General features: G+C 33.2%; 17 protein-coding genes and 1 tRNA gene. 8 read left to right on the top strand and 10 right to left on the bottom strand.

From position 1 onward, the window contains the following. Positions 1–137: 137 nt before the first annotated feature. The 7 genes from rny to AC6QZF_RS07895 form a co-directional block, all read right to left on the bottom strand. The gene (rny, locus tag AC6QZF_RS07925) at positions 138–1,700 is read right to left on the bottom strand and encodes a ribonuclease Y (protein ID WP_499799342.1); all 1,563 of its coding nucleotides are present in this window, start codon (positions 1,698–1,700) and stop codon (positions 138–140) included. Positions 1,701–2,220: 520 nt separating this feature from the next. Beyond that, a complete protein-coding gene (locus AC6QZF_RS07920; protein ID WP_499799341.1) occupies positions 2,221–2,517 on the bottom strand; it encodes a cell division protein ZapA in 297 nt (98 codons plus the stop codon). A 36-nt stretch (positions 2,518–2,553) separates the two neighbouring features. After that, positions 2,554–2,769 (bottom strand): DUF1858 domain-containing protein, encoded by a 216-nt coding sequence (locus tag AC6QZF_RS07915; protein WP_499799340.1) that lies wholly within the window; start codon positions 2,767–2,769, stop codon positions 2,554–2,556. Next, the gene (locus AC6QZF_RS07910) at positions 2,753–2,950 is read right to left on the bottom strand and encodes a DUF6132 family protein (RefSeq protein ID WP_499799339.1); all 198 of its coding nucleotides are present in this window, start codon (positions 2,948–2,950) and stop codon (positions 2,753–2,755) included. The genes AC6QZF_RS07915 and AC6QZF_RS07910 overlap by 17 nt, the downstream gene beginning before the upstream one ends. A gap of 80 nt (positions 2,951–3,030) precedes the next feature. Beyond that, positions 3,031–4,002, bottom strand: a complete 972-nt coding sequence (locus AC6QZF_RS07905; RefSeq protein ID WP_499799338.1) for a cation diffusion facilitator family transporter — start codon at positions 4,000–4,002, stop codon at positions 3,031–3,033. 5 nt (positions 4,003–4,007) lie between these two features. Further along, positions 4,008–6,527, bottom strand: a complete 2,520-nt coding sequence (locus AC6QZF_RS07900) for a YfhO family protein (protein ID WP_499799337.1) — start codon at positions 6,525–6,527, stop codon at positions 4,008–4,010. Positions 6,528–6,662: 135 nt separating this feature from the next. After that, on the bottom strand, positions 6,663–10,283 hold the full coding sequence (locus AC6QZF_RS07895; RefSeq protein ID WP_499799336.1) for a S8 family serine peptidase: 3,621 nt from the start codon (positions 10,281–10,283) through the stop codon (positions 6,663–6,665). Between the two features lie 256 nt (positions 10,284–10,539). Between AC6QZF_RS07895 and AC6QZF_RS07890 the strand changes: the two genes are divergently transcribed. Further along, positions 10,540–10,611 (top strand) — tRNA-Met (locus AC6QZF_RS07890). A gap of 54 nt (positions 10,612–10,665) precedes the next feature. Further along, positions 10,666–12,021, top strand: coding sequence for a phosphohexomutase domain-containing protein (locus tag AC6QZF_RS07885; protein ID WP_499799335.1), 1,356 nt, complete (start codon positions 10,666–10,668; stop codon positions 12,019–12,021). Positions 12,022–12,024: 3 nt separating this feature from the next. Here AC6QZF_RS07885 and panC read toward each other — a convergent pair whose 3' ends face one another. Continuing rightward, positions 12,025–12,900: a pantoate--beta-alanine ligase gene (panC, locus tag AC6QZF_RS07880; protein WP_499799334.1), complete on the bottom strand. Its 876-nt coding sequence runs from the start codon at positions 12,898–12,900 to the stop codon at positions 12,025–12,027. Positions 12,901–13,025: 125 nt separating this feature from the next. Here panC and uvrC point away from each other — a divergent pair, with 125 nt between their 5' ends. Next, positions 13,026–14,879, top strand: a complete 1,854-nt coding sequence (gene uvrC, locus AC6QZF_RS07875) for an excinuclease ABC subunit UvrC (RefSeq protein WP_499799333.1) — start codon at positions 13,026–13,028, stop codon at positions 14,877–14,879. On the opposite strand, the gene AC6QZF_RS07870 is transcribed toward uvrC, so the two are convergent. Both AC6QZF_RS07870 and AC6QZF_RS07865 read right to left on the bottom strand, forming a co-directional pair. Next, positions 14,876–15,229, bottom strand: coding sequence for a YraN family protein (locus AC6QZF_RS07870; RefSeq protein ID WP_499799332.1), 354 nt, complete (start codon positions 15,227–15,229; stop codon positions 14,876–14,878). The two genes, uvrC and AC6QZF_RS07870, sit on opposite strands and share 4 nt — an antisense overlap. Before the next feature lie 6 nt (positions 15,230–15,235). Then, entirely contained in the window at positions 15,236–18,184 is a 2,949-nt protein-coding gene (locus AC6QZF_RS07865) for an IgGFc-binding protein (protein WP_499799331.1), read from the bottom strand. 63 nt (positions 18,185–18,247) lie between these two features. Here AC6QZF_RS07865 and AC6QZF_RS07860 point away from each other — a divergent pair, with 63 nt between their 5' ends. The 5 genes from AC6QZF_RS07860 to ribD all read left to right on the top strand — a co-directional run bounded on the left by AC6QZF_RS07860 (position 18,248) and on the right by ribD (position 24,671). After that, entirely contained in the window at positions 18,248–18,793 is a 546-nt protein-coding gene (locus tag AC6QZF_RS07860; RefSeq protein WP_499799330.1) for an RNA methyltransferase, read from the top strand. Positions 18,794–18,795: 2 nt separating this feature from the next. Beyond that, complete coding sequence (locus tag AC6QZF_RS07855) at positions 18,796–19,749, top strand: AAA family ATPase (RefSeq protein ID WP_499799329.1); 954 nt, start codon at positions 18,796–18,798, stop codon at positions 19,747–19,749. 63 nt (positions 19,750–19,812) lie between these two features. After that, on the top strand, positions 19,813–22,746 hold the full coding sequence (locus AC6QZF_RS07850; RefSeq protein WP_499799328.1) for a M16 family metallopeptidase: 2,934 nt from the start codon (positions 19,813–19,815) through the stop codon (positions 22,744–22,746). A gap of 87 nt (positions 22,747–22,833) precedes the next feature. Then, on the top strand, positions 22,834–23,571 hold the full coding sequence (locus AC6QZF_RS07845; protein ID WP_499799327.1) for a BsuPI-related putative proteinase inhibitor: 738 nt from the start codon (positions 22,834–22,836) through the stop codon (positions 23,569–23,571). Positions 23,572–23,573: 2 nt separating this feature from the next. Then, complete coding sequence (gene ribD, locus AC6QZF_RS07840) at positions 23,574–24,671, top strand: bifunctional diaminohydroxyphosphoribosylaminopyrimidine deaminase/5-amino-6-(5-phosphoribosylamino)uracil reductase RibD (protein ID WP_499799326.1); 1,098 nt, start codon at positions 23,574–23,576, stop codon at positions 24,669–24,671. Positions 24,672–24,696 lie beyond the last annotated feature (25 nt).

Raw genomic sequence — 24,696 nt, 5'->3', positions numbered from 1 at the left:
ACTAATAGTATTAAGATAATAAACTATTAGCAAATTTATATAATAAAAAATAAATTAACAAATTCTTTTTAAAAAATTTCAAAAAAAAGGCTGCTCTTCCGAGACAGCCTGCTTTCTAAAAAATAATTTAACACCATTTATTTGGCAATGCTAACGCTTCTTTTTTCTCTGATGACAGTAACTTTGATTTGACCAGGATATTCCATTTCGTTCTCAATCCGTTTTGCAATTTCAATAGCTAAAATATCAGCAGTGCTGTCGTCTACTTTTTCTGGTTCTACAATTACGCGTACTTCACGCCCCGCCTGAATAGCAAAAGTTTTGCCAACACCTTCGAAACTCTCTGCAATTGATTCAAGCTTTTGCAAACGCTTCACATAATTTTCGAGCGATTCCCGGCGTGCACCAGGACGGGCGCCGCTTATACTGTCTGATGCTTGCACAAGCACTGCGTAAGGAGTTTCCATCTCGATATCTTCGTGATGAGCACCAATCGCGTTGCAAACACTTGGATTTTCACGAAACTTTTTAGCAAGTTCAAATCCAATCAACGCGTGAGGACCTTCTGTTTCTTTGTCGACGCATTTCCCAATATCGTGCAGTAAGCCTGATCTCTTGGCAATTTGTGGGTCAAGCCCAAGTTCAGAAGCCATAATCCCGCATAGATTTGCCACTTCAATCGAGTGATTAAGCAAGTTCTGCCCATAGCTCGAACGATATTTCATTTTGCCAATTAACCGAATAAGTTCTTTGTGCATGTTATGTATTCCAAGTTCTAACAAGGCACTTTCACCGACTTTGATTATTTCTTCTTCAAGTTCTTTTTTAGTTTTTTCAACAACTTCTTCGATACGTGCTGGATGAATACGTCCATCAAGCATCAATTTTTCGAGAGCCTTTTTCGCGACTTCCCGTCTGAATGGGTCAAATCCAGAGATAACTACTGCTTCTGGTGTGTCGTCTATGATTAAATCTACACCTGTTGCTGCTTCAAAAGCACGTATATTTCTGCCTTCTCGCCCGATAATTCTACCTTTCATATCGTCGCTATCGAGTGTAACAACCGAAACGGTTGTTTCAACACTATGGTCAGATGCAGTTCGTTGTATAGCCTGAACAATTATGTTTTGTGCTTCCTGATTTGCTTTTAACTTAGTTTCTTCACGGATTTGTCTGATTGTGTTTGCAGCATCTTGTTTGGCATCGTTAATCATAGCTTCCATCAATTGCTTTTTAGCTTCTTCGGATGAAAGCCCAGCAATTGATTCTAATTTTTTCATCTGTTCAGCGATTATCGAATCAATTTCTTTTGCTTTTTCAGTAAGTTCATTTTCTTTTTTCTTCAAATTTTCTTCGTAACCTTTAACATCGTTTTCTTTTTTATTTAAGTCGTTTTCTTTACGCTTTAAATCATCTTCAATTGATTTAAGTTGCTTTTCAATTTGCTGCAATTTTTGACGTTTAGCGAGTGCATCGTTCTCGAATTCGAGTTTTCTTTTATGCCATTCTTCCTTTGCTTCTATAATTTTTTCTTTTTTAATGTTGTTTGCCTCTTTTTCGGCATCTTTCAGAATGTTTTTTACACTTTCTTCTGCTTGTTGAATTTTTGCTGCGGACATTTTAGTGGCAACAAAATATGCAGCTGCAAATCCCGCTATCAGTCCAACAATACTCGCCACAATGATAATAATTGGGCTCATTTTCAGTTCTCCCTAAATATGACTAATAATAACTACTGATAAATGTGGGATTTTATTGAGAAACGATGAGAATAAAAATAATTGAAGCTAATTGTTCTTTTTTCAATAGTCCAATTATCAAGTTGATTTTTATGTATTTAATATCTAATCTTTTCATTTCGTTTCTTCAATAAAATACCCGAAAATTAAAAAAAATTAATTGACCAAAAATTTAATTTAACCTAAAACACAATTTAATTTAAAATATTAAAATATCCAATTGAAAAAATAATATTACTTTATTTTAACCAAATGTTCATTTATTAAAAAAGCCGCATCATACAGATTAATTGTGTGCAGAAGAACCTCTCCAACACACAGTGGGTGCTATCCTTACCGGGTCTGGGTTCCACTGAGCATATTAATGCTACCTCCAAAAAGGTTGAGGCCTCCCATTGCCGGCGAGAGCGTAGCTCCCTATTGTTATACTATTAGTTCTTCATCGACAATACTTGTATGATGCGACCGAATGCCAAAGAACTTATTGTTTATCAGCGTTTTGCTTTATATAATGAATTAAGAATTCTCTCATCTTATCCAATTCTTCTACCAAATACTTTTTTTCTTCTTCCAATTTTCGCCTTTCTATTTCCATTGTTTCGATTGAATTTACCAATGCCAATGTTGTAATTGTAAGCATCGGTAACTCCTTGTCATATTTCGATTTAATTTCATTAATTAACTTGTTCGCTTCATTTGCCGACCTAATAATAAGTTCCTCGTCATCACCAATTAAACTGTATTCCTCTCCTCCAATAACAACTTTAATAGATTTCACGTTCGCACCATTTTTTAATTAATAACGAAAAAAATGTCAACTTATTTTTTCGGGCAATCTATTGAGTTCTTCAACGAATTGCTCCAATTGCTCTTTGCTGAATCCTTTTTTTAAAACGAGTTCTTCAATTGTTCCCCAAAAAGGTTCTCCGCAAACAAGGCAGGCAATACCTTTATCAAGAAAATAAGATACAGCCTGTGGTTTTATCTCTAATAGTTCTTCTATATATGTGCTCTTAGTTATTTTTTCCATTTTTGCTTCTTTTTGTTGGTGTTGCAATTATTGCGCCGAAAAACGCTCCATAAATAACAGAGATTAGCCAATTTGAAGTAATTGGACAATCTCTATTGCATCCTATAAAATAATAGTATAAATATCCAGCAATTCCACCAATAATTACTCCAATTGCTATTTTAAGGATAATCTTACTCATAATATATTCCTAATTATTCATATTATTATGACGTAATGAATGTTAAATTAATTGTATTTAGATATATCTAAATTATGAAATTATTTAAAACGAATTATTTGTTTGATTGTCCAGTTTGTTTTTCCTTCAAATGGATGAATGCGATGTTTGCAATCTGATAAAGCACAATTCACACAATTTCCCGGTCTACAAGGGAAAATATGAACAGCTAAATCTATATTTTCTTTAAAATTATCATTCAGTATCTTTTTCATCTTCTCTGTTAGTTCAGTTGCTTGATTAATATTATAATACCAAGGGATTATTAGATCACAATCAATATGATAAGTATCTCCGTATTTCAGAATTCTTGTATTTTTAATATCTATCCAATCATTTTGCTTGTTTTTATTTATAATTTCAAGAAATTCATCAAGAAGTAGAGCATCTGCTTCGTCCATTAAATTTGCAACAGTATTTCTTAATATTTTGATTCCAGTAATTGCAATGATAGAACCGAAAACAATTGCAATAATACTGTCGAGCCATTGCAACTTGCTAAAATATAAAATAACAAGCCCGATTACAAGTCCAATTGTTGAATATGTATCTGATTGCAAATGTTTGCCACCAGCAATTAAGGCTATCGAATTATGCTTTTTTCCAACATTGATACTATAACTACCGATTATGTAATTAATTAGTCCTGCTGCTGCAATTATTATAATTCCAACATCAAGTTTCTGAATTTCACTCGGAACAAAAAGTCTATAAATCGCCTCATAGATAATAATAAATCCAGCTACTGCAATTAGCATACCTTCCACCGAAGCAGAAAGCAATTCCACTTTACCGTGTCCAAAAGGATGACTGTCGTCTTTGGGTTTTATTGATACAGATATACTTACCAAGCTAAGCAGTCCCGCTACAACATTTACAATACTCTCTAATGCGTCTGTCAAAATTCCTACAGAATTTGTTATCTGATATGCTAATAGCTTGCACAGCAACAAAATAATAGATACAGAAACTATTAATTTCTGTATCTTATATTTTACAGTTATATCTTTCATTATAGTTAATTAGCTAATTTAGATTTGTTTCGCCTTTTGATTTCTATAAAAATTCCAAGTATAAGCAGTAGAACTACCACAATATTTAATGAAGTGCTAATTAATTTCCCTTTTTCGAAAGCAGTGGATTCAAACTTCATCTCTATTGTATGTTTGCCAGCCGGAACAAATACTGAACGCAAAGCATAATTAGTTTTGAAAATTTCCGTTTCTTTTCCATCAATAAATGCTTTCCAGCCAACTGGATAATATATTTCTGACAACACCAATAAATTATCTGAACTATTTTCTGTTTCAATTTTTATGTATTCATTTTGGTAATTTTTGATTTCTACTTTTCTGTTTTCTGATTTTTTAGATAATTTATTCGACAATTCTTTTTCTAAGAAAGCAACTTTTCTTGGGTCGAAAGCACCGTCTTTAATTTTATTTAATATATCAATGTTTTTCATAACTTCAACGGAATCAACAAAATATGCTCTTGGAGTATATCCAGCATTGAAATATACAAACGCACCAGTTTGCTGCGATTGAAAAATTGGCTGCATTCCACCAATTTGTTGAGGTGTTATCACATACTTTACATTCAGCAAGTTCCATAAAAATGGATTTGTTACTTGTGATGTAGAACCTTGATTTGCAACATCTAACAAGTCCTGATATACTCTTAGCTTTGCAGAATGGTAACCATTAACTGTTTCAAGTCTGAAATATGCCGGCAAATTTACTATTTGTGAAGAAAAATCTGCAATCCTAAATTTGCTCTTGTCTTCGAGTAAGAAATTTATTATATCTGTCTTTTGAAACATAATTTTGTCAGCTTTCTTTTCTGCTACTTCCATTGGTCTATAGCCAACCTGCCATAAATCAATTGCTATCAATATAAACAATCCAATAGCAAACGCACCACCTGAAAGCTTTTTAAGCGCATAAGTGTAAATCAGAACACTACCAATTAGTGCAATAATTCCAACGCGATACCAGTCAGCAATCATTTCATCAAAAATAAAGTTGCTGATTTCTGCAAAAGTTGTCTCGCCATATGCTTGTATCATTTGTTTCCCGTATTTAGATGCAGCAACTGCTTCCTGGTAAGTAGTTTGAAATATTGTTGAGAAAATAAAGCCAGAAATAAAGATTAGCCCGCTAATACCGATTAAAATATTTATTGCTTTCTTATCTTTGATTGTAAGATTTTCTCTCATTCCAATAATTTCTTTTATTCCAAATGCAGCTAAAACCGGAAGTGCAAAATGGACTAATACAAGTATCATCGAAGGTGCTCTAAACTTGTTAAAATAAGGAACATTGTAGTAGAAGAAATCATATAGCAGCGGAAAAGTATAGCCAAATGAGAGTATTATTGCAACAATTGATAAAATAATTAGAAATTGGATAAACACGTTTTTGTAATTTCTTATCGCACCAAAAAATGCAAGCAATAGAACTAATATACCGGCATAAGGTGCTGCATCTTCGAAGGGTTTTTGTCCCCAGTAAGTATGCATTCTTACAGATGTATTTCCTGTTAGTTGTCCCTTGTATTCGAGTTTTCCAAAGCCAAAGTAATTAGGAACAATAAATGTAATTAATTCCTCTGGACTAAACGACCACATTGTTGCATATTCGTAGTCGTGTCCGCCAGTTTCAGTTTGGTGTTGGTTCTCACTTTTGACAATTGGAGCGCTTCCTCTTGTTGAGTAAGGTGTATATTCAAGAGTAGAAAAGTATCTATCAGAAGACATCAAGAATGCTATCCCAATTGCTAATGCTAAAATCCCTGTTGAACGAAATATCCCTAATACATTATTTTTTGTTACCAGTCTATTAATTATTTCAACTATCAAGTATATACCAATTGCTAAAAATGAATAAAAAATCAGTTGCAAATGACCTGCTTCGAACATCAAGTGAATTGCTATTGTCAATAATGCCGAAACAAGCAAAGAGAACTTTTCCTGTAATTCTTCTAAAAACAAAAACAAATATGGGACGAATGCCAGTACAACGGGCTTAGTGTTGTGTCCAATCATAACCCATAATATTACCCACGTCGAGAATACAGCTGCAAATGCAGCGATAAATGAAATAAATCTATCATTTATTTTATTTTTGATTAATAAATATATTCCCATACCATAAAACCCATACCAAAAAGCAAGCCTTGCTACATCACTGCTAAATAAAGCACCGAAAAATGAAGCTATTCCAAATACTACCTGAGCAACTACATCCCAAATTCTTGCTCCAGTTGTAAGTAAAGAGGCGTATGATGGCATTCCTGAAAAAATATATGGTATCCATAATGGGAAGTTTCCGCTCGCCTTTGCATCTTCTAAATAAGTTTTAAATGCAAGAGATGATAAAGTGTCTGATGAATCAAACCCATTCCCAAAAATTGCCGATGATAAAAAGGTTATTATCAACAAAAACAAAGATAAAATATAAAACAAGTCTAAATATTTTTCTGGAATAATTTGCTTTTGAGTAATGGATTTTTTTGAAGATGGTTTTTGTTTGCTCATTTCAATACCTAATAAGTTAATAAAAAACAAATTTAATAAAAATTCAAAGAAAATAAATTTAATTTATATGATAAAAATCAACATCTTTAAATAAAAACAAGGCTGACATTTAGCCAGCCTTGTTCATAATGCTAATTATTGTTTAATGAATAGATAATTTTTAACTAAATTATTGCTGATAATTTGAAGTAAATATGCACCAGAAGTCAATTCTTCAAGTTGAATGCTTATTAAATTTTCACCTTCAATCAAATTGATATTACTCAATTCTTTTACTATTTTGCCACTTATATCCATAACTTTTGCTGATATTCGAGTTGAAAGATTAGAATTAATAATAAATGTTGCATTATTAGTTACTGGATTTGGGAAGATACATGAGATTTTAAAGTCATTTTGAATTGATGTAATACTTTTGCCATAACCCGAAAGTGTAATGTTTTTAGTAATTCCACTTATTAAGTCTTGAATATTGAGAAAACCAGAAATTACACCTTCTGCCTGTGGCTGAAATAGCACTGTAATATCCATACTCTTTCCAGTATCTAAACTAAATGTTTCTTGTGCTGGTAAGTATGAGAAATTTGGATTGTTAATATTTAATTTAATATTTAATCCACTTTCACCGTTGTTTATAATTGTGATTATTTTGTTCTGGACTTCTCCTAAATAAAGCGAATCGAATGCAATTTCATCCATACTTGTAGTAAACGAAGAATTTACACTTTCGATGGCGTATCCTGAAATTGGAAATTCAAGCCTATATGGTGCTGCATCGCTTTCAATTACCAAAATTGCGTTTTTTTCACCAACAGTTTTTGGACTAAAGCGAATTCTAACATTTCCTGTTGCACCAGCATCTACATATTCAGAAGTTCCAATAGTAATAGTAAATTCATCAGCATCTGTCCCTTTGATATAAACTTTATCAATAAATATTCTTGTGTTGCCTTTATTTTCAAGAGTTATTCTTTCAATTTTGTTCGTCCCGACCCGCACATTGCCAAAATTTAATTTCTCACCGTTAAGAATAGTCAATTCTTTTGTTGGATTGCTGACAGGAATAGGGAAGTCTAATGTAGAAATATAAGTTGGGCTAGCCATCCATATTCTTACATTGTTTCCCGATAGTACCGCTGCGCAGTTTTTCACTCCCTCAGTGTATCTCGATAGAATTGGTGTCCAACTCTCTCCATCATTATGAGAAATATAAACCGAACCATTTTCAAGTACTAATATATACACATTTTTGTTCTTTGGAGAATATAGATATACAGGCTTATTTCCCATACTTGAAATATTATATACATCTGTAGCCCAGTTCACACCTGCATTCGTTGTTTTTGCCAAATTGTAGCTTCCATCACTTTTCTGATATATAGTTAATCCGTTGCTCTCATCTTTGAATGCAATTAATGGAATAGATACTTGGCTTGCTACATAATGAGAAGTCCAGTTTCGTCCCTTATTAGAAGAACGATATATTTTTCCGATGCTTGTGCCAAACCAGATGCTGTTAGAAGTCGAAGCGATTGAACCGGTCAGAGCTGTTTCGCCAGATGATGCTGGAAGAGTGCTTTCAGGCGACGACCAGCTATTTCCACCATCAGTTGTTATTGCAACCCCATATCTGTTGTTTAATGGGTTCCCTATTGCTACTCCATTGTTATCATCGAAGAAATGAATGTTTCTTATTAGTGTCATATAATTAGAAAGTGTTTTACTTGTCCAGTTTTGCCCTTGATTTGTAGTCATCGAAACTGATGGCACGCTTGTAACTGAATTAATCGCAACCGCTGCTTTGCTATCGTTGAATGCATATACTGCTTGCAATTGATTGTTCCCCTGGGGTATATAAGATGCTCCATTTTGATTTCTAAGATAAATCACACTGAGAAAATCATAAATTGAACCAACCAGCCATAGTGAAGAATAATTCGGACTATAAGTATGATTAATCTTCAAAGAATAACTTGCCGGGATAAAAGACTGAGTAGTATATGTATTTTCTGTCTTTATTTTTATTGGAATTTTTACAAGATTGTAATCAATATAATTATCGTCTTCGAAACTTAATAATACATCTACATATCCACTAAACCACAAATTTGTATTCTTTAATTCGATATCAACTGTAAATTCTTTTTCTTCCATATTACCTAAAATACCAACATAATTCTGATTTCCATAAATGATTAAATTTTTATCGTATGAGGAAAATTTCACTTTAAAATTTGAAGAAGTAGGGGATAGGTAATTCTTAATTTTTATTTTTAGTGTTTGGCGAGCATAATTTGTAATAGCGTCGCTACCGCTAATTGAAAAATCTACTACTCCGCACCCCGGAATTTTTCTGTCAGGATATTTAGGATTATTGAACGTAAGAGCCTTATATGCATTTACACGACCGTAGTAAAGAGGTCTGTTGTCTTGATTTGTAACAAAATTATCGACAGTACTCCTAATTTGATGATATACTTGTATCGGCGTATAGTGTGGGAATGCACTTCGTACAAGACCCGCCAGTCCGGCAACAATGGGTGATGCCATTGAAGTCCCATCATAACTTGTATATCTGTTATTGGGTATTGTAGAATAAATTGCTTGTCCCGGAGCAAAAACTGTTACAGACTGCCCATAATTTGAAAAACTTGTTGCTTTATCCGATTGGTTTGTTGCTCCCACGCAAATAACATTACTATAATTTGCTGGATACTGAGGATATGTATTTAAAAAATATCCATCATTTCCTGCTGCTACTACTACCACACTTCCTAATGCAACTGCTTGATTTATGATATCCTGTTCTGCTTGCGAAAATCCAGGACCACCCCAACTGCAATTTATTACTTTGGCCCCATTTTGAGCTGCATATAATATTGCTTCATATCCACGGAAAATACCATTTACATTTGGATTATCCGCACCAACCTTAATCGGCATATATTTGCATTTTGCTCCTATTGATGCAATCCCAATCCCATTGTTAGTTACAGCATTTGCACAACCAGTTACGTGTGTTCCGTGAGTATTGTTGCTACTCGATGGTCTTGGGTCGTTGTCTTCTTTCCAATTGCCATTCTGGACATCAGTATAGGTTACATCACCTACAAAATCATATTGGGTAGATGATAAATTATCCTGCAAATCGGGATGAGTATAGTCAATACCTGAGTCAACAATTGCAATAACAACTGTTGTATCGCCAAGCGATACATCCCACGCTTGATATGCTGCAATATTTGTTAAATAATACTGATTTGTAATAAGTGGGTCATTTGGTGAGAAATATGGATAGCGTATAAATATTGGATAGGCATATTCTATCTCAGGGTTTTTTAGCAGCTCTTTACATACGTCATACGGATCTATTGGATTGCTATATCTGAGTTCATATATTCTTCCTACACCATATTTGTCTTCAGACATCTTTTTATATTCTGAATAATCTGGAAATAATGCTTTTATTCTTACATCGCCTAATCCTTCAGTGCTTGATTGGATAGACGGTGATAACTTAGCATATTTGTTCTTTTCAAGTGTCAAATTTTGCTTTGTTTTTATATGTATTGCTTGTGGAAGATAATACTTTTTATCTAATTGGGGTATTTCGATCATTTCTCTTGGACTAAAATAATCATTTGATAATTTTTGCCCCGCTCTTTCAATAAAAATACCTTTGTTGTTAATTGTTTGAGAAAAAACAATGCTAATCTGCAATAGCATCAGGATACAAAGAGTAATTAATTTTTTCATTTTTTGCCTCTACTGTTTTTCTTTAATATACTAAAAAAAAATCGACTTATTTATTTATGTTTAGTCAGTTAGACCAAATTTTCATCAATATTATTTCTGTTTTTTCAATGACAATTTTTATTTTCTATATAATTTTATATGTTGCAAATTTATTACTTACTAATAACACCCGTATTATTTTTTAGATACAATGCGTGTGAATAAAATTCTTCTTGGATTTTAATTAAAAATGTGTTAATTTTGTATTCCAAATTATAGCGGGGTGGAGTAATGGTATCTCGTCGGGCTCATAACCCGAAGGTTTCAGGTTCAAGTCCTGACCCCGCCACTACTCAAAGGGGCTTTTGACAGCCCCTTTTTAATTTGTTAAACCTCATTCTGGATGAATATGCCTGTTGTTCGTTCAATTTCTGGACTTCGAGCCACAACTGATGACGGCTCTCTGAATACTAAATTGATAAGTTCCTACATTAGAGCATTTGCAAAACTGCTTAATTTCGGACGAATTGTTGTAGGTAGAGACGGTCGCCAGGGAAGTAACGAAATAGAAAAATTAGTGCTTAGTGAATTATCTAATCTGGGATGTGAGGTTGTTTCGCTCGGTGTTGTTCCTACTCCAACTGTTCAACTCTATTCTGAATTATCTAATTTCGAAGGCGGAATAGCAATTACAGCTTCTCACAATCCTCAAAACTGGAATGGCTTGAAGTTTATTAATTCCTATGGTGTTTTTCTTGATGAATTTGAAAACCAAAAATTGTGGGATTTTGTTGATAACCCGGATAGTGTTGTTAATCATCGCTCTGGGAAGATTGAAACTATTAACAATGCAATTAATTTTCATATTGATAAAATTCTCGATATTGATATTGTAAAGTCAAAAATTGAGGTTATTAGAAATAGAAAATTCAAGATTGCCGTTGATGCGGTAAACGCAAGTGGTTCAGTTGCTGTCCCTGCATTGCTAAAAAGCTTTGATTGCGAAACACTTGAACTATTTTGTGATGGCTCCGGGGTCTTTCCGCACGAACCCGAACCTCTTCCTAAAAATTTAGCTCAGCTTGCTGAATTTGTTCAAATGAACAAATGCGATTTTGGCGTTGCTGTTGATCCAGATGCTGATAGACTTGTGCTTGTTGATAATAATGGTGAATGTATTAATGAAGAATTAACAATTGCTCTTGCCGTTGATGCAGTACTTCGCAATTCAAAAGCAAAAGATAATACCGTTGTTGTGAATTTATCGTCTTCAAATATTAGTGAATGGATTTGTAACCAACATAATGCAAAACTTCACCGTTCGCCTGTTGGCGAAATCAATGTAGTTAAGAAAATGAAAGAAGTAGCCGCCATAATCGGTGGCGAAGGAAGCGGTGGAGTTATCCTACCTCAATGCCATTATGGAAGAGATTCTCTTGTTGGTTTAGCTTTGATTCTTACTGAAATTGTAGATAAAAATCAAAATATTTTCGACGTTATCGCCTCTTTTCCGAAACTTTTTATGAAAAAAGAAAAATTTTCTTTTGACAGAGATTTTTCGAGCCTTATTAATAAATTTAAGAAAAGTTTTCTTCAAGGTGTGTTCGACGAACAAGATGGATTACGTATAGATTTTCTGAATAATAGCTGGTTGCAAATCAGAAAGTCTAATACTGAACCCATAATTCGTATTATTGCTGAATCACAAAGCGAAGATCAAACAAATGAATTAATAGAAACAGCAAAAAAATTACTGTAACTATTACCCCTTATTTGTGTTGGTTTTCGGAATTGTAACAAGTGCATTATCTATCAATCTTGTTGTACCAAGATAACACGCAATTAACAATACCACGTGGTCGCCAGCAAGAAATACATCAGGTTCATCTAAATTATCAGCCAACGCTGCACAAGCATAATCTATTTTTATTTCTTGAACGGTTCTTAACCTTTTGTGTAATATTGCATTTATTACTTTTCTCTCGCGGCAACCTCCTTCTATTGCTTTAATTCCATCTTCAAGTGCGTTAAATAAAACATTAGCTTTGGCTCTTAGTTCAGGTGTTAAATAAGTGTTTCGCGAACTCATTGCAAGCCCGTCTGCTTCGCGTACGGTTGGGGCAACTACAATCTTCAAGTCGAAATTCAAATCTCGAACTAATTGCTTAATTACAAGTGTTTGCTGGTAATCTTTTTGTCCGAAAATAGCAACATCTGGTTTGACAGCATTAAACAATTTGGCTACAACTAATGCAACACCATCAAAATGTCCAGGTCGCCGCTCGCCTTCGAATTTACTCGTTATGTTATGTATTTCAACAGAAGTAGAAAATCCAATTGGATACATCTCGATAATATCAGGAGCAAAAATCAAATCGCACCCTGCATTTTCAGCAAGCTTATAATCCCTTTCGAAATCTCTCGGGTACCTTTCAAAATCTTCATTCGGTCCAAACTGCTTGGGATTGACAAATAATGTCATTACAACATAATCACTAATTTCTTTGGCTTTTCTAATTAAATTCAAGTGTCCCTCGTGCAAATAGCCCATTGTTGGAACGCAGCCTATTACTACACCTTTATTTGATAATTTTTTCGATAAATTTTGCATTTCTCTTATTGTTCGTATTATTTCCATTTTCCCCTCATTGAATTTATGTTTGTAAAAATATACTCTATTGCTTATTTTATCGTTAATACTGCTAAATACTTGACAAATTTAATAAAATTAAATATTAGAACAGATAATATATATTTTATAAAATGGAAAAATTTGAAATCATACAAGAAAAAATTGACTTGCTCGGCGACAAATTATCTAATTTGCCACCAAAGCCTGGTATTTATCAATTTAAAGATAAAAATGGCAAAGTTATTTATGTTGGTAAATCTAAAAATCTTAGAAATAGAGTTCGTTCTTACTTCCAAGTTGGGAAGCCTCAAGACGCTAAAACAAATGCTATGATTCGCCATATTTTCGGTTTCGAGATTATTATCGTCGATTCTGAAATAGAAGCATTTCTGCTAGAAGATAATTTAATCAAATCCCTGAAACCAAAATACAACATAATGCTTCGTGATGATAAATCTTATCCTTACGTTCGAGTTACAAATGAGGAATTTCCTCGCATTTTCCCGACAAGAAAACTTATTAAAGACGGTTCTAAATACTTTGGTCCATTTACTGATGTTCGCAGTATTAAACAATTAATTCGTTCAATTCGCACTATCTTCCAATTACGAAGCTGCGACTTGAAACTTACAGGAAATGCTATTTCTCGCAAAAAATTCAAAGTATGTTTGGATTATCATATTCGTAAATGCCAGGGCCCTTGCGAGGAACATATTTCGCGTGAGGAATATATCAATAATGTTAAATCAGCGATACAAGTTCTTTCCGGAAAAACTCGTGAAATTGAAAAAATTCTTGAAGAAGAAATGTTTTTGTTTTCAGAAAAAATGGAATTTGAAAAAGCAGCCCTTGTTAGAAACAAACTTCAAGCTCTACGTGAATTTTCCTCGCGGCAGAAAGTTATTTTCACAGATTTTATTGATAGAGACATTTTCGGCATTGCTAAAATCGATAGCTACGCTTGTTCAATCGTCCTTAAAGTTCGTGAAGGTAAATTGCTCGGGAAAAGGCATTACATTATTAAAAATGCTGAATTAGACACCGAAGCTGAAATAATTGCAAAGACTATAGAAAAATGGTATTTGGAAACAGACTTTATTCCTGCTGAATTGCTTGTTCCTTGTGAGTTCGACCAACTTGAATATATTACTGATTGGCTTGGCAAACGGCGTGGCAAAACTCTATCTATTCAAATACCCAAAATTGGTGAAAAGAAAAAAATCATCGATATGGCTAATGCAAATGCCAATTTTATTCTTAATGAATACATTCTTGCCTTTTCGAAACGTGAGCAAAATATTGCTCGCAGCGTGCTTACCCTTCAAAGAGATTTGCGACTTAAAAATCCACCCATTCGAATGGAATGCTTTGACAATTCGCATCTTCAAGGAACAAATTTGGTTTCATCCCTCGTTGTTTTCGAAAACGGTAAACCCAAAAAATCCGATTACCGCAAATTTAAAATTAAAACTGTTGAAGTAAACGACGATTTTGCTTCTATGCGTGAAGTTGTTGAACGTCGTTATAGTAGATTAATCGAGGAAAATCAAAAACTGCCTGACTTAATCATTATTGATGGGGGCAAAGGGCAACTCTCTGCTGCTGTTGAAGTATTGACAAGACTTAGTCTCTTGGATAAAGTCACTGTAATTGGTTTAGCAAAAAGATTAGAAGAAATTTTTCTACCTGGCAAAAAAGATTCAATTCTTCTACCAAAATCGTCAAGCAGTCTTAAACTTTTGCAACAAATCAGAGACGAAGCTCATCGTTTTGCTATTTCGTTTCATCGCCAGCTCCGTGATAAAAATACACTTTATACTCAACTAACTGAAATTCCAACAATAGGCAAAACAACTGCTCTTAATCTACTGAAAATTTTTGGCTCAGTAGAAAAAATTTCAACTGCTTCTTTAGATGAACTTTCAAAACATATTACCAAGAAACAAGCGGAAGCAATTATTAAGTATTTCGGAGAAAATCGTTAAAATGCATTCTTTAAATGTTTTTCTACTTGAGAATTGTTCAAATCAACTATCAATACATCGAATCTGCATTCCTTGTCCTCAATTTTGTTCACGTATAGATAACCTTCCGCTGCACGTCGGAAACTTGATTGTTTTTTGAAATTTATTGCAAATAGGGGGTCGCCAAACTTATCGTAATTATACCTTGCCTTTACCTCAAAAAAAATTAAAGTATTGTCTTTTTCGGCAATTATATCAATTTCGCCATATCTTCCAAAATGAAAATTTCGCTTTCTTATTTCATACCCTTTATTTATAAGAAAATTAACAGCAATATCTTCGCCTTTATTTCCTTTTGCCTTGTTGTTCATATTGCTTTATCTTAAAATTATAAATGGTATCCTATCAATCGAATTATCGTAATGAACAACAGCAAAATATAGACCATTGCAAAAATCTTTTGCATCAAATCTAATATTTATCACTGAATTTATTTTGTTCCCATCAAAAAGTTCAACTATTTTGTTCGAATAACTATCATATATCTCAACTTTTATCGTTTTGTTATTTTCTATTAATGGAATTTGAATTATTCCGCTATTTATTATTGGATTGGGAAAAATTTGAACTCTGTCTGTTGATTTATTAACTGAAAAAATTACATCTACATTGCATTTTGACGAAAGTGAAAAATCTAACCTCTTGCTTGTCCCATCTACAGGGATTTTAGTGATTATGCAATTATAATCAACAATTATTGAATCTCGGTAGGTTTTATTTGCTTCCGTTGGATTGAAGCAGATATCGATTTGTCTTTTTTCCTTTGGCTTTATTCTCAGTGGTTTCTGGCTAGGTGGAATTGAAAAGTGTATATTATCTAACATAAAAACATCATTCAAAACTAATTCATAGCTTCCATAATTATAAAACTCAATACCATTACAAACTAAATCCCCAATGCTTGTTGTATCAAATAGTAATGGAGTTCCGTTCTCTAAATAAGCGATGGAAATAGTGTAGCCAGGAATTATCTTTTCGATAACGCTTTGCAAATTATTTTTGTCCGTAATTATTATTCGGAACTCAGCATCTTCTCTTGGATTAATTACATTTATATAAAGTTTAGCGTTTTTATTGTCTGTGAAATCATATTTTATATCACAATTTATCTGCTTTTCAATAACGATATTTTCTATTCCAGTATCATAAATTCTATCTTCAAGTAAATTATACGAAAAATTATTGTTGCAGTTTTCTTCAACTAATAGAATTTGTGGCGGAAGAGTATCGCTAATAAATGTAGCGATTAATTTCATCACTTCGAATTTCCCACAGGCATTTTCAATAATAAGTGTGTCTATAATTGTCGTATCTTTATCGTATATATTACAGAATTCTAATGAAATCGAATCTTTCGAAGCTAACTTATGTCTCGAAACGGGACCTGAATAAAAAGAACTATTTTTAAAATATGCTTTCTCAATCTCTACATCAAACTTACCATAATTATACAATGTAAAATCTAAACAAAAGTTTGTCTTAGTAGGTGAGTTGGTTACCTTTACGGGAATTTCATTAGAATAATAACCAAGTGCTGATACTGTGAAACCACCTATTTCAAAAGTTTTTTCTGTTTTTTGCCCAAGTGCATCTTCCGCAAAGATTGTGAAACTACCATCTTGGTAAATATTTATTAATTCTGCATTGAAACTGAGTGCCGGAATTAATCCTGAGAAAGATTCTATTGATAAACGAACGTTTTCTTGTTTGTTTGAATTGACCGTTCTAATTTTAGAATCAGTTAAATTCGAATCTGTAACTGTGCCTTTAATTTTGTAACATTCTATTTTGGCATAAATTTCAGGTGGCATAACATCTAAAGTAGCCATCCCCATACCTCCAAGATAGCCATAAGAATTAGCATTGCCATATCCATATACATAAGCAGCAAATTTCCCAACCGAACTTAAAGAATTAACCCCATCCGAAACGCGAATATTTGCCCAATAATATTGTTTATTGGGCACTTGCTTAAATAGTGATTGGTTGATTTTAATATTGTTAATAAAAATACCATTTGTATATGCAATATTATCTGCAATGATTGTAACATATTGTTCTTCATAAGCTTTATAATATTCGTCTTTGATTTCATCATATCCTGGTGCCTGTGCATTAATCACTCTATACGAAGTTATATACTGTTCTACTGGTGGAACTATTAGCATCAGAGGGTCTGATATGTTATTTCTACTTGCTTCTAAATTTGCCGTTTTCTTATATTGAGCAACTAAAATAGGTTTATCTGCTTCTATAAAAGATGGGTTTTCCAATGGCAATTCTAAGAAAGACCTGGCATTAATGGTTACTTCTGAATTATCAACTCGTATTGTGGTGTTGTCGTTGGATGCTAATATTCTGATTATATCTTTACCACTTTTAATAATTTCTCTCGGAGTTTCAAAAGGGACGACAATTGCATTTTTCCCCCAGGCTCGCGTTGGTATCATCTGCTCACAAAGAAAATCACGAGAAGGATTGTTGTCTTGCAAATCAATCGGAATTGTGGCTCTTTGATGCCCAGCAAACACTGCAATAGGTTTCGTAGATTTTACGTAGCTTCCTGTCAAATCCCGAGTTAGATTGCTTGATGAAATTCTTGCTTGAACAAGATATGATTCACCCTTATTTAGCCATAGTTTTTGCGTATTTGTGCCATTTCTGTAAGTTGCATCAGATGGTTTTATTTCCACGAATGTGCTGTCTTCTATCGCCAAGACGGTAAATTGCGATGGTGTGCTTGCTCCTGTTATTTGATTAAGTGTACTTAATTTCCCGTCAGAGTTATAAGTTAGTATATAATATTCGTTTCCCAAAACATCTGATGGTAATACAAGGAACGCTTCGCTTGTCAAATTTGCTTGATTAAGCGCATAAACTGTTACATTTTCGTCTGTTATAACTCTGAAATATTGATATGCAAGACGTTCACACTGGTTGTTTGTATCAATTCTTCCGCTGTTATTAAATCCTTTTAATTCGTAATTGAAAAATGAAACAGCAAACGTGTAAACAACAGATGGATCCGTGATCTCAAATTTACGTGTTGTAAGCAAACCATTTATGTTTCTGTAAACTATCTCACCCTTTGTTGGTAACTGAGCCGAAACAAAAATATAAAGCGAATCTGTTTCATTAATTGAATTAATATTATGATAATTTGGTAAAAAAGTTAGCCAAAAATCCTTTCCTTCGGTATTAATAATTTCTTGCGAGTACAATTGAATAATTGGGATTATATAAAATATGAATATATATTTTTTCATTTGACACCTCTTTGTTATATTGAAAATATAAACGATAAAAACCTAAAATATTTGTATTTTCTTATGAAAAAACTTTTACATAATGAAATTCTTCTTGAAAGATTAACACTTGAAACTGCAAAAAGTATCAAACGTCATCCGATTTCTGTAATGCTCTACGATATAAGAAGCTTATATAATGTCGGTTCAATTTTTCGCACTTGCGACGCAGCTCTTGTTGAGAAAATTTATATTACTGGATTTACTCCATCTCCACCAAGACCAGAAATTGAAAAAACTGCATTAGGAGCAACTGAAAGCGTCCCTTGGGAATACATAAAAAATCCGCTCAAAGCAATAGAGAAAATTAAATACGATGGCTACAAAGTAATTGCTTTAGAACTTACCGATAAAAAAAGATTGTATTCCTCATTAAATTTTAGCGACTATCCTTGCTGCATTGTGTTAGGCAATGAAATTACTGGGATTGATGACGAAATTTTGGCTGTCTGCGACGATGCAATCGAAATTCCTATGTTCGGAGTAAAACATTCATTAAATGTTAGTGTAGCAGCAGGAATCGCCATTTTTGAAGCAGTTAAAATTTATAGAGAAATAGAGAAAAAATAACTATGCAGGAAATTATTTCAGACAAAGTATATTATCAAATCAACACTCTTATTAAATCCATTAATCAAGTGATTGTTGGGCAAGATAAAGTTGTGAAAAAATCTATTGCAGCAATGCTTTGCGATGGGCACTTACTAATTGAAGGCCCTCCAGGTCTTGCCAAAACAACGCTTGTCAAAACACTTTCCGAAGCAGTTTCCTGTTCGTTCTCTCGAATTCAATTTACCCCGGATCTTATGCCGTCGGATATCACTGGTTCTTTGGTTTACAATGTTAAACTTAATGATTTTATTACTCGAAAAGGTCCTCTTTTTGCTAATTTTATTTTAGCTGACGAAATCAACAGAGCACCTGCGAAGGTTCAATCCGCTTTGCTTGAAGCAATGCAGGAACGTCAGGTAACAATTGGCGAGGACACTTACCCATTGCCGTCGCCATTCTGGGTCCTGGCTACTCAAAACCCGATAGAACAAGAAGGCACTTATAGGCTCCCCGAAGCTCAAGCCGACAGATTTATTATGAAAATTCTTATTAATTATCCTGATATTAACGATGAAATTAAAATAACAAAAAAAGTGCTAAATAATGAAGTTTTTATTTCTAAGTCTATTATTTCATTAGATGAATTGGAGTTCCTAAAAAAAGAGATCCAGAAAGTATTCGTTGATGAAAAGATTTTTAAGTTTGCTGCTTCGATAGTTCATTCTACACGAGAACAATTTTTTGCGCATTTATTAAATTTTTCTGCTTCCCCAAGAGCAACAATTGCATTAATAAAATTAGGGCGAGCATTAGCACTTATTGAAGGTAGAAACTACGTCCTTCCCGAAGATATTATTTATATTGCTCGCGATGTTCTTCGCCACCGCATAGGGATTACTTTCGAGGCTCTTGCCGATGGAAAAACCAATGAAAGCATTATTGATGAGATAATAAATACAACAAATATTCCATAAAAAATGATGTTTTTTATTATTATTTTTGTTAATTAATCCTATTATCATCTTTTTAGGTGTCTTATGAAAAAGTTTTATTTTGTATGTTCATTCCTTGTTCTTTTTGTTTTTACTAATGTTATTTTTGCACAATATCAATGGGAATCTGCCAAAGACAAAAACGGATACGAATACAAATACGTTGAAGGTGATTATTTAAATTGTAGAATCTATACTTTGAATAATGGACTTACTGTTTTTTTACGACAGCTGAAGGATGAACCTCGCATTCAAACTTATATTGCAGTCCGTGCTGGTTCTACGTATGATCCAAAAGAAACAACAGGTCTTGCTCATTATCTTGAACATATGATGTTCAAAGGCTCATCAAAAATTGGTTCTGCAAATTGGGATAAAGAAAAGCCATTATTGGAAGAGATTTCAAAATTATTTGAACTCCACAGAGCAACAAAGGACCCCACAGAGAAAAAACGTATTTATAGAATGATAGATAGCGTTTCCCAAATTGCGGCACAATATGCTATCCCTAGTGAATACGACAAAATGGTTGCCGGAATTGGTGCAAAAGGCACAAACGCATATACTTCTACTGAAAGAACCGTCTATATCAACGATATTCCAGCAAACGAACTCGAACGCTGGCTCGTGATTGAAAGCGAAAGATTTAGTGAATTAGTGCTTCGCCTATTCCATACCGAACTCGAAACAGTATATGAAGAATTCAATATGTATCAAGACGAAGATGAAGCGCGCGTCGAAGAAGCATTCAACTCAGCTATGTTCAAAAAGCATCCGTACGGTACTCAAACAGTTATTGGAAATCCACAACATCTAAAAAATCCTTCTATGGTTAATATTCATAACTATTTCAATAATTTCTATGTTCCTAATAATATGGCAATGAGTCTTTCTGGCGATTTAGACTTTGAGCAAACTATTCAACTTGTTGATAAATACTTCGGGAAATTGAAAAAAGGCAATTCTCCTGCAATTCAGCATCCAAAAGAGGACCCAATTACTAAACCAATTATCAAAGAAGTTTTCGGTCCACAGCCTGAATTTTTGGTTATTGGTTATAGGTTGATGGGATATAGCAATCCTGAATTGATGAAAGCATATATTCTTGATCAAATTTTAAATAATGGCAAAGCAGGACTTATTGATTTGAACTTAATTAAATCTCAAAAAGTTTTGGATGCGTCTACTTATCTCGATAAAAATATTGATTATTCAATTCATAGCATTTCTGCTACTCCAAGAGAAGGACAATCATTAGAAGAATTGCAGCAACTAATTTTAACTGAAATTGAAAAAATCAAAAAAGGCGAATTTGATGATTGGCTAATAGAAGCAATTATCAACAATATTAAACTATCTCGAATGAGAGCTGAGGAAACAAACGCAATTGCTCATACTTTTGCTATTAGCTTTACAATGAAAGAAGATTGGATGAAATATTATACTTTTATAAGCGACCTTGAAAAAATCACAAAACAAGACATTGTCAAATTTGCTAATGAATATTATAAAGATAATTACGTCTGCGTCTTCAAAAGATTAGGAAAAGACAGCAATATTGTTAAAGTTGAAAAACCCGAAATTACTCCGGTTCAAATGAATAGAGATGCGCAATCTGATTTTTACAAAAAAGTTATGGCTATGGAGTCTGCACCGTTAAAACCAGTTTTCCTTGATTTCGAAAAAGATATTAAACGAAAAAAATTATCAAATGGAATTGAGTTCAATTATATTGAAAATAAAATTAATGACTACTTCCAACTCTCTTTTATTCTTGATATGGGGAAAAATCACGATTTAAAAACTGAACTAGCAGTTGATTATTTACCTTATATTGGAACTACTAAATATTCGCCTCAAGATTTAAGCAAAGAGTTCTACAAACTTGGTATAAACTTAAGCGTCTTCACTTCCGATGATAGGAGTTACATTTCTATTAATGGATTAAAACAGAATTTAGAGAAAGGTTTAGAACTTCTCGAACATACACTTGCAAATGCAAAACCAGACCAGCAAATTTATAATGATTTTGTCGATGGAATTATTAAATCCCGCAATGATGCTAAACTTGATAAAAATTCGATTTTGTGGGGGGCTATGTTTTACTATGCAATGTATGATGGCAAATCACCATTTACTAATATTTTGTCCAAAGAAGAACTTCGCAAAATTAACCCAAAAGAACTCACAGATATTCTCAAAAATTTATTATCCTACAAGCATTACATCTTCTATTATGGCAAAGATGCTCAATTTGCCCAACAAGCAATCGAAAAAATTCATAAATTCGAGTTTAAGAAACTCAAAGATTATCCAAAACCAATTACTTACAAAGAAAGAGAATTTGATAAAAATTATGTTTTTGTTGTTGATTACGATATGGTCCAATCCAACGTACTTTTTATGTCTAAAGATTGTAAATTTGACAAAAACTTACTTCCTTATTCAAGAATATTTGGTGAATATTTTGGCAGTGGTTTATCTTCAATTGTATTTCAGGAAATTCGTGAGGCACGAGCTCTCGCGTACTCAGCCTTCTCGGCATTTTCTACCCCCGCAAAATCCGACCTTTCACATTTTGTTTTTGGATTTGTGGGAACTCAACCTGATAAGTTGAAAATTGCAACAGACGCACTTGTTTCGCTTCTTAATGATATGCCAAAAGCACCTGCACAATTCGAACAATCCAAATCTGGGGTAATGAGAAAAATCGAATCTGAAAGAATTACAAAAGCTTCTATTTTTTGGACTTATCTATCTAACAAAGATAGAGGTATCACCTATGATATTAGAAAAGACATTTATGAAAAAACTAAAACTATGTCGCTCAATGAATTAGACGATTTCTTTAATAAACATATCAAAAATAAACAGTATATTTTCCTAATTTTAGCAAACAAAAGCTCACTTGATTACAATGTATTGCGACAAATTGGTGAAATAAAAGAACTTTCATTAGAAGAAATTTTCAATTATTAGCATTGATTAGAGATAAACGTGAGGATTTAATCATATCTTCACGTTTTCTCTTTAGATTTTTTCCAAAATTCCGATATTATTATTAGTATGAAGTTTTTCAATATCAATATTGTTCTCTCTGCATATTTTGGATTGCTTTTGCAAGCTTGTAGTTTCGTTCAGAAGCCAAAAATGTCTGATGATACATTTTATTTTGTTGATTCAACTGATGCTTATTCTGTAATATTATTCTGGAACACATATTTCTCTGACGACTATAACATCACAATTTCACAGAAAACTTTTCATCTACCCGATAATCAATTTTTAGTTTTTTCTCCATACTGCTCAGTTCTACCACAGAGAAATACATTTGAAATTACCGAGTTTTCAATTTTAAAAATAAATTCATCACTTTATGAAAAAAATTCCTTTATTGTGAATAATAATAGAATTATTTTTGATGATAAAAACTTTTTGCTTAATAATTATATTCTTTTACCGAATGTTAAGAGAAGAGCTAGTGGCTATGAGTTTGGCTTATTTTTGATTAAGTTGAAAGATAGCAATAAACAAGTTTATTTTCCGAGTTCCGAGCGATTAAGAATAGAAATATCCGACAAGAAAGGGAAATTTATTTGGAACTCAAACGTTAACAAAAGTTATTTGGCTGTTGTTGGGGAACTGTTACCAATAGAAAAATACGAATATCAATATTATTATCTTGAGTGGAATAAAATTGATAATTTAGGGAATAAATTAGTCAGCGGCGATTATTTTGTGAATTTTGTTCTGCCATTGCAACCTAATAATTTATCAATTGCTAAGACAATTTATTTGGAATAGATATGTTTTTTACCGACAAATCAGCGATGAAAAGAGCAATTGAACTTGCTCTTAGAGGAACTGGCAAGGTTAGCCCCAATCCACGTGTTGGATGTGTAATAATGGAAAATGGTCAAATCATTGCTGAGGGCTGGCACGAAGAATTCGGCGGCCCTCACGCAGAAGTTGTGGCTATTCACAATGCTTCTCGTGATACATTCGAGGGGTGTATTCTGGTTGTGAATTTAGAGCCTTGCTCTCATTTTGGGAAAACACCTCCTTGTGCTGACTTAATCATTGAAAAGCAATTTTCAAAAGTTATTGTTGGTATGGTTGACCCTAACCCTGGTGTTTCAGGTTCTGGAATTCAAAAATTAAGGGATGCTGGTATTGAAGTCGAAGTTGGGATTTTAGAAGAAGAGTGCAAATGGATAAATAGATTTTTTTCAAAGCAAATGACTACTGGTTTGCCTTATGTTATTGCAAAAGTAGGGCAATCACTCGATGGTTGTATTGCAACAAATAGAGGCGAATCAAAATGGATTACTTCCGAGGAAAGTCGCCGTAAAGTACATATTTTACGCAACGAAGTTGATGCTGTTGCTATCGGCAAAAAAACAGCTTTATTAGACAACCCTTTGTTAACTGTTAGAGATGTCGACGGTATTAATCCTAAAAGAATTGTGTTTGATACCGACCTGACTCTGCCTCTAAATTTAAATATTTTTCAAGAAGATTATCGTGAAAATACTTATATTTGTTGTAGCCCTAATGCACTGCAAACAAGAAAAGCAGAAACTCTTAAATTGGCAGGGATTAAACTCGTTCCTGTTGAAGTAAATGACTCCGGCAAGCTAAATATTCCCAGTGCTTTATACGCTTTCACTGAACTTGGAATTACCTCAATTTTAGTAGAAGGTGGGGCAGAACTCCTTTCGAATTTTGCCGCATCTCAGATGATTGACGAACTCCATCTTTTCATTGCTCCTATAATTGTAGGCAATGGTATTCATTCTTTTGAGAAATTTAAGATAAATTATTTAAAAGAATCTCTTAAATTCAAACTTAAAGCCTTGGCTAACAGTGGTCAGGATATTCACGCTTTATTTACTGTTAATTAATTTAATTTGTAAGGTTTTAAATAAT

This window comes from Eximiradius sp. (assembly GCA_937127445.1).
Classification (GTDB): Bacteria; Bacteroidota; Ignavibacteria; order Kapaibacteriales; family UBA2268; genus JAKIZO01.
The sequence above is the reverse complement of the archived record's forward strand: the minus strand, read 5'-3'. Positions and strand labels throughout refer to the sequence as shown.